This is a genomic window from Actinoalloteichus fjordicus (assembly GCF_001941625.1).
Taxonomy (GTDB): Bacteria; Actinomycetota; Actinomycetes; order Mycobacteriales; family Pseudonocardiaceae; genus Actinoalloteichus_A; species Actinoalloteichus_A fjordicus.
Genome location: NZ_CP016076.1, coordinates 847,637 through 858,254 on the forward strand (window position 1 = coordinate 847,637; position 10,618 = coordinate 858,254).

Annotated in this window: 12 protein-coding genes; 7 read left to right on the forward strand and 5 right to left on the reverse strand. The window is 67.6% G+C overall.

The window, feature by feature from the left end; all coding sequences use genetic code 11:
• Positions 1-358: 358 nt before the first annotated feature.
• Together UA74_RS03975 and UA74_RS03980 are read right to left on the reverse strand one after the other, a co-directional pair.
• A complete protein-coding gene (locus tag UA74_RS03975; protein WP_075739015.1) occupies positions 359-1,228 on the reverse strand; it encodes an SMP-30/gluconolactonase/LRE family protein in 870 nt (289 codons plus the stop codon).
• A gap of 312 nt (positions 1,229-1,540) precedes the next feature.
• Positions 1,541-1,801 (reverse strand): hypothetical protein, encoded by a 261-nt coding sequence (locus UA74_RS03980; protein ID WP_157433980.1) that lies wholly within the window; start codon positions 1,799-1,801, stop codon positions 1,541-1,543.
• A gap of 181 nt (positions 1,802-1,982) precedes the next feature.
• Here UA74_RS03980 and ilvA point away from each other — a divergent pair, with 181 nt between their 5' ends.
• The 4 genes from ilvA to UA74_RS04000 all read left to right on the forward strand — a co-directional run bounded on the left by ilvA (position 1,983) and on the right by UA74_RS04000 (position 5,860).
• Positions 1,983-3,185: a threonine ammonia-lyase gene (ilvA, locus tag UA74_RS03985; protein ID WP_075743372.1), complete on the forward strand. Its 1,203-nt coding sequence runs from the start codon at positions 1,983-1,985 to the stop codon at positions 3,183-3,185.
• Between the two features lie 205 nt (positions 3,186-3,390).
• Positions 3,391-3,690 carry a WXG100 family type VII secretion target gene (locus tag UA74_RS03990; RefSeq protein ID WP_075739019.1) on the forward strand — a complete coding sequence of 100 codons (300 nt, stop codon included), beginning with the start codon at positions 3,391-3,393 and terminating at the stop codon, positions 3,688-3,690.
• An 84-nt stretch (positions 3,691-3,774) separates the two neighbouring features.
• A complete protein-coding gene (locus UA74_RS03995; RefSeq protein WP_075739021.1) occupies positions 3,775-5,340 on the forward strand; it encodes an alpha/beta hydrolase in 1,566 nt (521 codons plus the stop codon).
• 112 nt (positions 5,341-5,452) lie between these two features.
• Positions 5,453-5,860 carry a hypothetical protein gene (locus UA74_RS04000; RefSeq protein ID WP_083683913.1) on the forward strand — a complete coding sequence of 136 codons (408 nt, stop codon included), beginning with the start codon at positions 5,453-5,455 and terminating at the stop codon, positions 5,858-5,860.
• A 100-nt stretch (positions 5,861-5,960) separates the two neighbouring features.
• Here UA74_RS04000 and hppD read toward each other — a convergent pair whose 3' ends face one another.
• A complete protein-coding gene (gene hppD / locus UA74_RS04005; protein WP_075743374.1) occupies positions 5,961-7,157 on the reverse strand; it encodes a 4-hydroxyphenylpyruvate dioxygenase in 1,197 nt (398 codons plus the stop codon).
• A 158-nt stretch (positions 7,158-7,315) separates the two neighbouring features.
• On the opposite strand from hppD, the gene UA74_RS04010 reads away from it, so the two are divergent.
• The gene (locus UA74_RS04010; RefSeq protein WP_075743375.1) at positions 7,316-7,816 is read left to right on the forward strand and encodes an Lrp/AsnC family transcriptional regulator; all 501 of its coding nucleotides are present in this window, start codon (positions 7,316-7,318) and stop codon (positions 7,814-7,816) included.
• A gap of 265 nt (positions 7,817-8,081) precedes the next feature.
• Here UA74_RS04010 and greA read toward each other — a convergent pair whose 3' ends face one another.
• Together greA and UA74_RS04020 are read right to left on the reverse strand one after the other, a co-directional pair.
• On the reverse strand, positions 8,082-8,570 hold the full coding sequence (greA, locus tag UA74_RS04015; protein ID WP_198042915.1) for a transcription elongation factor GreA: 489 nt from the start codon (positions 8,568-8,570) through the stop codon (positions 8,082-8,084).
• A gap of 177 nt (positions 8,571-8,747) precedes the next feature.
• Positions 8,748-9,227: a DUF4307 domain-containing protein gene (locus UA74_RS04020; RefSeq protein WP_232237623.1), complete on the reverse strand. Its 480-nt coding sequence runs from the start codon at positions 9,225-9,227 to the stop codon at positions 8,748-8,750.
• Positions 9,228-9,371: 144 nt separating this feature from the next.
• Between UA74_RS04020 and mca the strand changes: the two genes are divergently transcribed.
• Complete coding sequence (gene mca, locus UA74_RS04025; RefSeq protein ID WP_075763818.1) at positions 9,372-10,253, forward strand: mycothiol conjugate amidase Mca; 882 nt, start codon at positions 9,372-9,374, stop codon at positions 10,251-10,253.
• A complete protein-coding gene (locus UA74_RS31480; RefSeq protein WP_198043198.1) occupies positions 10,250-10,591 on the forward strand; it encodes a hypothetical protein in 342 nt (113 codons plus the stop codon). Before mca ends, UA74_RS31480 begins: the two co-directional genes overlap by 4 nt.
• Positions 10,592-10,618 lie beyond the last annotated feature (27 nt).

Genomic DNA, 10,618 nt, shown 5'->3' on the forward strand with positions numbered 1-10,618 from the left:
GGAGGCAGGCAGGACTCCCGTCGCCGTCGCTGTTCGGGAGATCGAGCGCCGGTCGTCGCAGGCTGATCGGTCCCGGGGCCGCTCTTCGGACGCGCAGTGATGCTGGTGACTTCGTTGAGCGACGGGAGACTGTTCCTCGAAGATGCCTACGCACGCGGCGTACTGCGTCAGGTGGGTGCCGTCTACCAGTTCCGGCCCGCCCGACTTCGAGATCACCTCGCCCGTCAGTATCGAGCCCGAACCGGCCGTGCGGCGGTATGAGGCGACGCAGGTCGGCGGTATGGGGATAGTCGATCCCCGTGACACCGCAGGATGATCGGCGACTTCCGGCGAGCCGCCGACCACGACATCCTCGGTGTCACTCCCGCCCGGTGAGCCCCGCGAACGGCAGCACCGGCACGCCCGATACCCCCGGTGTCACCGCGAACAACGCGCCCGCGTCGGTCTCCGGATCGCTCAAGCCGTCGCGAGACGTGGTGATGTACAGGGTGTCCAGGGCGTCCCCGCCGAACGCACACGCGGTGACCTGCCGCACCGGCAGCTCCACGACCTCCTCCAACGTCCCGTTCGTCGAGTAGCAGTGCACCGCCGAACCGCCCCACAGCGCCACCCACAGCCTGCCGTCGGCGTCGATCGCCATGCCGTCGGGCGAGCCGTGCTCGGAGTCGATCTCGATCAACGGCCGGCGATTCAGGAACTCGCCCGCGCCTGAGTCGAAGTCGAAGGCGTCGACCCGGCCGGTGGGGGTGTCGATGTAGTAGACGGTCTCGCCGTCCAGGCTCCAGTTCAGGCCGTTGGAGATCGTCACCGGCTCCAGCACCACCGAGACCGAGCCGTCGGGGTCCAGCCGGAACAGCCTGCCCCGGTCCGGCGTCGCGCCGTAGGCCATCGACCCGACGTAGAACCGGCCCTGCGGATCGCAGCCGCCCTCGTTCATCCGCACCGACGGGTCCGACCACACCTCGGGCAGCCGCTCCGGGCGGTCCGAGCCGGGCGGGATCAGCGCGAAGCCGCGTTCGACGGCGACCACCAGCCCGCCGTCCCGGACCGGCCGCACCACCGCGGCGACCTCGCCCACCTCGGTCCTGTGGACCTCGTCGAAACTCGGATCACTGGTCAGCACCCCGCCCGCGAGCATGTCCACCCAGTGCAGGACGCCACGCTGGGGATTCCACACCGGGCCCTCGCCGTGATGGGCAAGGGGGCCGGTGACCGTCGTCGCCTTCATCTGTCCTCGTCCTCACTCATCGACTCTCCACGATTCGGTCGGTGACCGACGACGGTGTCCGCCGAGATCACCTCCCCGCACTGTAGAGCCTGGCTGCGGCTCCTCGGCGGTGGGCGAGACCAGCGGTGATGCGTCGACGAGCCGGGCACGAGACGGCTGCGTCAAGGTCGGCGAGGGGCGGCCGAAGCGCCTCCGGGAGCCGTGCGCGGGACTCGACAGAGGTGATCCAGCGGGAAGGACGCCGGGCGGGCGGCCGCGACTCGGCGGGGGAGACGCCCAGCCAGCGCTGTCAGTGCGCAGGCGATGCGGCGATCAGCGGTGCAGGTCGGCGGGGACCTTCGGCGTGTCCCGATCGGTTCGCTCCGCGCGATTGCGCAGCCGAGGGGAGGTGGGCAGCTCCTCGGCGGTCAGGCAGGAGTCGACCAGCTCCGTCACGCCGTTGCGCTCCTCATAGCGCGGGGACGGATCGCAGTCGATCCTGGAGACGGTGAAGAACGCCGCGCCCGTCAGCGCCGTGGCGGCGAGCACGCTCATCACCAGGGAGGACACTCCGGCTTGTCTCGCCCCGAACACCGCCGTCCCTCTCCTCGTCGCAGCCAGATCCACTCCGATGGCGGATCACTCTTCCGAAGCGTACTCGTGACTATTCATCGCTTCCCACCATCGGGTGATGTATGGCAGTCGACTCCGACGACGGGTGATTCGCGTCCTGCTCGCCCCCGATGTCCCGGATCGCCTGGCAGGATGGCCGGCCATGGAGCTGGTCAGCGTCGATCGGATCAAGGCCGCCCGAAGCCTGTTGGCCGGGGTGGTTCGCGAGACTCCTCTGCGACCCTCGCGGGCGTTGGGGGATCGGTGTGACACCGAGGTGCATCTCAAGTGCGAGAACCTCCAGCGCACCGGCTCGTTCAAGATCCGAGGCGCCTATCACCGCATCCACAACCTGTCGCCGGAGCAACGGGCGCGCGGCGTGGTGGCCGCGAGCGCAGGCAACCACGCGCAAGGCGTCGCCCTGGCGGCCTCGCTGCTCGACATCCCCTGCACGGTCTTCATGCCGGAACAGGCCTCCCTGCCCAAGATGTCGGCCACGAAGGCCTACGGCGCCGAAGTGCGGCTGGTCGGGGCGGTGCTGGAGGAGAGCCTGGCGGCGGCGACCGAGCACGCGCGGCGGACCGGGGCCGAGCTGATCCACCCCTTCGATCATGAGGACGTCGTCGCCGGGCAGGGCACCGTGGGGCTGGAGATCCTCGAACAACTGCCCGACGTGCGGACCATCGTGGTCGCCGCAGGCGGCGGCGGGCTGGTGGCGGGCATCGCCGCCGCCGTGAAGCCGCAGCGACCGGACGTGCGGATCATCGCGGCACAGGCGGCGAACGCGGCGGCCTGGCCCGCCTCGCTGGCCGCCGGGGCGCCCGTCCGGCTGGCCGAGATGCAGACGATGGCGGACGGCATCGCCGTCGGCGAGCCCGGCGTGGTCACCTTCCGCCATGTCGCCGAACTCGTCGACGACGTGATCACCGTCAGCGAGGAGTCGCTGTCTCGGGCGCTGCTGCTCTGCCTCGAGCGGGCGAAGATGCTCGTCGAACCTGCGGGGGCCGCGGGCGTGGCGGCGATGCTCGATCACCCCGGCCGCTTCGAGGGGCCGGTGGCCGTGGTCCTTTCCGGCGGCAACATCGATCCGTTGCTGCTCCTGCACGTCATCCAGCACGGCATGACCGCAGGCGGCCGGTATCTCGCACTGAAGGTGCGCATCCCCGACCGGCCCGGCTCGCTGGCGGCCCTGCTCACCGAGGTCGGCGCCCTCGGCGCCAACGTGATCGACGTGGAGCACTCCCGAATCTCCGGGGCGCTGGCCCTTGGCGAGGTCGACGTGGCACTGAACCTGGAGACGCGGGGTCCCGATCACCGACGCGAGGTCGTCCAGCGTCTCGGGGCCGGGCACACGATCCTGCTCTGACGCCGCACTGTCCCTGCCAGCGACTCGTCGTCGAATCGTGCTCGCCTGTTGATGCGATCGGGTGGCGACTCTCCTCCCCGCTGCTCTGCCAGATGGTGGAATTCGCACCCTCCTCGCCGGTGATTGCGCCGAAGCAATACTGCGGGAGTCACGACGTTGCTACCTTGCGTGTCGGTCGAGGCGGTCTATCGCGGGGAGGCGGGACGTGTCCGAAGGCTTCGATGTCGATCCCGAGGCGTTACGCGGCACCGGGGACGGACTGATCGCCCTGGCGGATGACATCGGCGCGTCGGTCGGCGAACTCAGCGGCGAGTCCGCCGCCCTGGGCGGCCTCAACCAGGGATTCGAGGCCAGCACCACGCTGATCGATGCCGAATCACAGTGGCAGGCGGCGGTCGAGACCCTCGGCGCGCGCACTGCGGCGGGCGGCGGCCTGCTCAAGGAGAACGCCGACGAGTACTCGCGACTCGATGAGGAAGCGCGCATCTCGTTCGTGCTGGAGTGACCACAGGTCTGGGGGACGATCGGCCGGGATGGTGGGTCCCGGCCTGGGCAGGCCTGCGCAGTCGGGCCACAGGGGAGAGAGTGGATGGTCTCGTTCGGAGACTTGCGCCGTGCGGAGCCGGGCCGTTTCGAGAAGGCGGCCGAGAACTGGTCGGATCACGCCGACCGGTTGAGCCACCACGCGGATGATCTCGCCGCGAAGGTCGTGGAGCTGGACGGGTGGCACGGGGAGGCGGCCGACGCCGCCCGCGCCCACTTCGGCCGACTGCACGAACAGTTCACCGAGGCCGCCGACACGATGGCGCAGATCCCGCCGATCCTGCTGGACCTGACGGATCAGACCACGACGGCTCGGGATCAGCTGTTGGATGTGGTGCGTCGCGCGCAGGAGGTCAGCCTCACCGTCTACGAGGACGGGCGGATCAGTGCCCCGTCACAAGGCCCTGGGCATCAAGGAGATTTCGACGACGCGGTCGCCGTTCGCGACGAACTGGTCATGTTGCTCGATACGGCCCTGCGGGACGTGTCCGAGGCCGACCAGACCGCCGCTGCCGCGCTCGCAGAACTGCTGCCTGAGATGGTCGGCCTGACCGCCCAGGCAATCGGAGCTGAAGGTCAGGTGCCGCGCGACTCCATTCCAGGGCCGAACACCGACCCAGCAGACGTCAAGGACTGGTGGGATTCGTTGAGTCCTGCCCAACAGGAGTCGTTGATCTACGCTGACAGTGATCTGGTCGGCGGCCTGGACGGCGTCCCCGCGGAGGTGCGAGATCGGGCGAATCGACTGCTGCTCGAGGAACAGCGAGCGGAGCTGGAGGACCGCCGGGAGCAGCTGGAGGCGATGACTGACCGGGGGCCTCGCAGCCAGCGGGAGCTAGATGACATCAACGAAACGCTCGCCGCCTTGGAGGACATCAGAACGCGGCTGGAGGTGCCCGAATCGGAATCTGCAGTACCGGCGTTCCTGATGAAAATCGACATCGAAGGGAACGGTCGGGCCATTGTCGCCGCTGGAAATCCAGATGAAGCGGATAATGTCGTGACTTCGGTTCCTGGAATGACAACGGATCTAACGTCCGTTCGGATGCAGATGGAGAGGTCGGATGTGGTGCAGATGACGGCATCGATGGAGGACCGTGCGGCGGCCACCTCGGTGATCACCTGGATCGGATACGACGCTCCGAAAAATGTTGATGCGATGGAATCAGATAGTGCGAGGAATGCGACGGCTGCCCTAATTTCATTTCAGGAAGGGCTCCGTGCTACGCATCATGGCGAGCCGTCCAATAATACAGTGATGGGCCATAGTTATGGCTCAGTGGTCATCGGGCACACTGCCTCTAGTGGTGGGATAGCTGCTGACAACCTGATCTTCGCGGGCAGCCCTGGCGTGGGTGTGGACCACGTCAGCGAGTTGGGAATTCCTGCGGAGAACGTGCACGCCACAATGGCAGACGATGATTTTATCGGTTCCATCGAGGCCTTCGTGCACGGGAGGAGCCCTGCTGATGAGGCGTTCGGTGGGCAGGTGTTCGAATCTCCGACGCAGGGCGAGTGGTCCCCGTTAGGGACTCTCGACGCACATTCTGCATATTGGGACCCAGAATCGGATTCTTTGGAGCGGATGGGGAGGATCGTTGTCGGCCAGTAATCTAAAGAGGAAGCTGGCTCGAGGGAAAATCATCCTGGTTGCATTGGGTGTTCTTGTGGTCATTGTGTCCGGGTTCTTGATTTTCAGAAAAGAGGTAGGTCCGGTGCCTACTATGACTGGAGTAGAAGCGGCGGAACGTGCGGAACGTCACATTCAGCGCGCCGTGGCCGCGCTGCCGGAGCTGCGTCTTACGCAGATTGGATCTCCGATGTCTGTCGAGTGTCAGGACCCTACTGATCGCGGCCCGCTGGGCCGCAGTCAGTTCACCACGCGGTACTTTCTCGATGAACTCCCTCGGGAGGACAACGACTCAAACGTAGAGGCGGTGTACCAGCACTGGATTGAAAATGGCTATCAGGTGCTGGTGGATGATCGCCCCGACCGCATCTTCATCTCGGTGCAGCACGAGGATGATGCCTTCCGTATGTCGATCAGGGCGAGCGTGCAGGGCGATCTGTCCCTCGGCGCCTCGTCCCCCTGCATCTGGCCGAACGGAACGCCGGAGCCAGCGGCGCCGTAGCCGAGTCTCCGCGACACCGCGAATCCCCGCAGACGCGGGCCCGGAACCGGTGATCACCACCCGCGTCCCAGACCCGCGCCCCTAGCCGAGCCGTCGAACCTCAGAGATTCCCCCGCCGGTCCTGCTCCCGCTCGATGGCCTCGAAGAGGGCCTTGAAGTTGCCCTTGCCGAAGCCGAGCGAACCGTGCCGTTCGATCAGCTCGTAGAACACGGTCGGCCGGTCGCCCACTGGCTTGGTGAAGATCTGCAACAGGTAGCCGTCCTCGTCGCGGTCGACCAGGATGCGTCGCCGCTTCAGCTCCTCGATCGGCACCCGGACCTCGCCGATCCGCGCGCGCAGCTCGGGGTCGTCGTAGTAGGAGTCGGGTGTGTCCAGGAACTCCACGCCCGCCGCGCGCATCCGGTCCGCCGTGTCTAGGATGTCGCCGGTCGCCAGCGCGATGTGCTGGCAGCCCGCACCCTGATAGAACTCGAGATACTCGTCGATCTGGGACTTCTTCTGCGCCACTGCGGGCTCGTTGAGCGGGAACTTCACGCGATGATTGCCGTTGGACACGACCTTGCTCATCAGCGCGGAGTACTCCGTGGCGATGTCGTCGCCGACGAACTCCGCCATGTTCACGAAGCCGAGCACCCGGTTGTAGAACGACACCCACTCGTCCATCCGACCCAGCTCGACGTTGCCCACACAATGGTCCACGGCCTGGAACAGGCGCTTCGGCGCATCCGGCGGCCGCTGGAGCGTGCCCTGCCTGGCCACGAACCCCGGCAGGTACGGGCCGGTGTAGCGGGAGCGGTCGACGAGGGTGTGCCGCGTCTGTCCGTAGGTGGCGATGGCGGCCGTGCGGATCGTTCCGTGCTCGTCGCTGGAGTCCTGCGGTTCGACCAGCACCGTCGCGCCCTGCCGCCGGGCGTGGGCGATGCACTTGTCGACATCGGTGACCTCCAGCGCGAGGTCCACGACGCCGTCGCCGTGCTCGCGGTGGTGATCGAACAGCGGGCTGTCGGGGGCCACGCCGCCGCGCAGCACGAAGCGCGCCGAACCTGACTTGAGGACGTACGCCTTGTGATCACGATTGCCCGTCTCGGGCCCGGAGTAGGCGACGAGTTCCATGCCGAAGGCCACTTGATAGAACAACGCGCTCTGGGTCGCGTTGCCGACGACGAACACCACGGCGTCCATCGCCTTCACGGGGAACGGGTCGCGGCTCTCGTCGTAGTCCACGAGTCCGACGAGCTGCCGAAGCTGGTCGAAACTCACGTCGTCGATGCTCTGCTGATCCAGGATCTCGGTCACGGGGTCCTCCGTCACGGCCGTCGAATCCGATCTGCGGTACAGCCAGCATGGGATCGCGATCGCAGTCTGAGCAATAGCGGTGGATCCTGCTATACAGATTGCTCAGCTCCACCCGGATCGGCTCACTCGGTTCGAGCAATCTGCCCAGATGGGACGTCATGAGTCGCAGCGGAGAAGACGACGCACTCGACGCGCTCGACGCACGCCTGCTGCTGTTGTTGATCGACGAGCCACGCCTCGGCGTGCTGGAGTGCGCCCGACGGCTCTCGGTCGCGCGGGGCACCGTGCAGGCCAGGCTGGAGCGGCTCACCCGACGCGGCGTGTTGACGGGCTTCCCGCCGCGCATCGACCTCGCCGCGATGGGTTATGGGTTGACGGCTTTCGCGATCCTGGAGATCTCCCAGGGCAGGCGGGGCGAGGTCGCCGAGCGGCTGACCGAGCTCGACGAGGTCTGCGAGGTCCACGCCACCACCGGACAGGGTGACCTGCTGGTGCGCATCGTCGCGCGCTCCAACGAGGACCTCCAACGGGTGATCGACGAGATGGTGGACGTCGAGTGGGTCCAGCGCACTTCGACGTCGATCGCGCTGTCCACGCCGGTCGCGCCGCGCGTCCGGCCGCTGCTGGAACGCCTGGTCCGCGACGCCGCGAAGGACTGAGGGACCATCGGCGCCGGGCGCCGGGCGGCGGGTCTCGCGGTGCGCGGACGGCATCACAGCCGAGGCCCCGAACCGCATCGACGCAGATGCGGGCCGATGAGGTCGCTGTCGTCTCGGCTGCGGAACGCGCGGTTCGAGTCGATGCCGCGTCGAGCCGAATTCAGCCGGCCCGGGCCCGCCCGCCGCAGTCGCCCACCCCGCTTCTCAGATCAACGGGGCCGCATCCCGAGAAGGGATACGGCCCCGAGGGATCGTCTGATGGTGGTCAGCCTGCGTAGGGCACCGCCTTGACCAGGGTGACCTTCATCGTGCCGCCGTTGGGCAGCTCGTACTCCCTGGTCTCGCCCTCCTTCGCGTCCAGCAGGGCCTGACCGAGGGGCGACGACGGCGAGTAGACCTCGAGGTTGCCCTCCCCGCCCTCCTCACGCGTCGCGAGCAGGAAGGTCTCGGTGTCCTCGTCGTCCTCGTAGCGGACGGTGAGAATCATGCCGGGCTGCGCCACGCCGGACTCGGTCGGCGTCTCGCCGACCTTGGCCACTCGCAGCAGCTCCTGGAGCTGCCGGATGCGCGCCTCAAGCTGACCCTGCTCCTCGCGGGCGGCGTGGTAACCGCCGTTCTCCTTGAGGTCGCCCTCCTCGCGAGCGGCGTTGATCTTCTCCGAGATGACCGGGCGGCTCGCGATCAGGTCGTCAAGCTCCTGCTTGAGCCTGTCGAAGGAATCCTGGGTAAGCCAGGTCACCTGGGTGTCGCTCACGGTCACCACTCCTCGTTCTGTCCCGAACAGGCGCCAGCCCGTCCGCAGTCATCCGGACTCCCGGCCGGATACGGAAAAACACGGCCCACCAGGGGACCGTGCTGTGCTTCGAGGCTAGCACGCCAAAAGAGGCCCGTCGCTCGTTTTCCTGCGTCGGGCCGGGCCGTGAGCTGCGGTTCACCCGCTTGGCCGCATCCCCCCTCCAGGTGGAGTCAGCGCAGTGTCGATCAGGTATTCCGGCACGTCATACGAACAGCCGAACACCTCGCCGATGACCGGCGGCTGCGATGTGCGGAGCGTCGTGGTGTAGATCATCGAGCCCTCGGCGGGCGGGATGTAGACCTCGCGTCTGCCTACCTCGTCGCCGTTCTCCGCGCGGCTCTCCAGGACGCACACGGCGGGTCGGGATGGCTCGTCCCGAACCACCTCGAAGCTGAGATCGAGCGCGTCGTCCGAGGTGATGTCGAAGGCGATCTGCTCCGCCCGAATCGGCGGACTCCCGTAGTTGCGGTACGCCACGACAGAGGCCACCAGGCCGATGCCCACCGCGACGATGAGCGATCCGATCAACACCCATCGTGACGGCCTGCGGGTGGGGGTGCCGTAACGGCCCGCTGGCCGCTGGCGCAGCGTCGTCGACGGCGGGGTGTCGTTCACGGCCTATGCATACCTCAAGTGCGGATCGTCAGAGACGGCGGGAACAATGGCATCGTTGCTCGCGTTGACGAGTATCCCCGGACCGCCCTGGGAGGCTGCTCGCCGGGGGGCGGTTACACCTGCAGGAGGGACGACGGTCGCACCATGGCTGAGAAGCTGCGATTGATGACGGTGCATGCTCACCCGGATGACGAATCGAGTAAAGGCGCAGCAACCCTGGTGCGTTATGTCGCCGAGGGCCACGACGTGATGGTCGTCACCTGTACCGGTGGCGAGGCGGGCAGCATCCTCAACCCGGCCATGGACCGTCCGGAGATCGCCGAGAACATCACGGCGGTGCGTCGCCAGGAGATGGCGGCGGCGGCAGAGATCCTCGGCGTCCAACATCGGTGGCTCGGCTTCGTCGACTCGGGGCTTCCCGAGGGCGACCCGTTGCCCCCGCTGCCCGAGGGCTGCTTCGCGCTGGTCGACCTCGACGTGTCCACCGAAGAGCTGGTCCGCGTCGTCCGCGAGTTCCGGCCGCACGTCATGGTGACCTACGACGAGAACGGCGGCTACCCGCACCCGGACCACATCCGCTGTCATGAGGTGTCGATGGCCGCGTTCGACGCGGCGGGCGACCCGGAGCGCTTCCCGTCGGCGGGCGAGCCGTGGCAGCCCAAGAAGCTCTACTACTCGCACGGGTTCTCCCGCGCGAAGATGACGACGTTCCACGAGGAGCTGATCGCGCGCGGCATCGAGTCGCCCTACGGCGAGTGGCTTGCGAACTGGGACGAGTCGCGGCCCGACGTGATGGAGCGGGTCACGACGCGGGTGCGGTGCGAAGAGCACTTCGAGGCCCGCGACGCCGCCCTCATCGCCCATGCCACGCAGATCGATCCGAACAGCAGGTGGTTCGCCGTGCCGCTGGACGTCCAACGCGAGGTGTGGCCCACCGAGGAGTACGAACTCGTGCGGTCCCTCGTCGACGCGACCCTGCCGGAGGACGACCTGTTCGCAGGCGTACACGAGAAGGTGACGGTGTGATCGCCGGCGCGGGCGCGCTGGCGTGGTCGGCGCTGGCCTTCGGCGTCGACGACCCCGGCGGGCAGGGTGAGGACTTCGGCAAGTCGTCGCCGGTCGGGCTCGTCCTGATGGTGCTCTTCTTCATCGCGGTCGGGTTCCTGGTGCGGTCGATGACCAGACATCTGCGTAAGCTGCCCGCCAGCTTCGACACCCCCGAGGGCGGCGCGGACGGCAATGCCGACTCGGCCGCAGATCCGACGGCAGAGCGCGACGGCTCGGCCGAGTCCGCTCGGGTCGGTACGTCGACCGACGGCGCGAGCACCACGCGAGGCGCTGCCGGGAGCCGCGACTCCGGGTGATTGCACACCACCGCCACTGCCGGTTCC